The 257-nt window shown below is 49.4% G+C and carries 1 protein-coding gene; it reads right to left on the bottom strand.

Annotated features, from left to right (window positions below; genetic code table 11):
* The coding region (locus tag R0J92_RS24455; RefSeq protein WP_411053593.1) for a hypothetical protein at positions 1-257 on the bottom strand (257 nt) is incomplete at both ends.

Raw genomic sequence — 257 nt, 5'->3', positions numbered from 1 at the left:
AACTTTTTGCCGAAGCATCTCCGCGATCGCAAGCCCCGATTTAGGGGGGAGTCCGTTTCTACGGGCAACTTTCTTTAGATAATCCGAAGAGTAGAATTTTTCTCCGGGATACACTGCACTGAGGATACCCCCCTCCGCATTTGAACTCATGATGGTGTCACCCAATTTGGGGAGGAAAGATCCCACAAGCATTCCACCAATACCAAGGAGGGAGCTTAATAATCCCCCTTCCTCTTCTTCTTGTCTCCCGATATGGC

This window comes from Tritonibacter sp. SIMBA_163 (genome assembly GCF_046535935.1).
GTDB classification, from domain to species: domain Bacteria; phylum Pseudomonadota; class Alphaproteobacteria; order Rhodobacterales; family Rhodobacteraceae; genus Epibacterium; species Epibacterium scottomollicae.
This window is presented reverse-complemented; position numbering and strand designations above follow the sequence as displayed.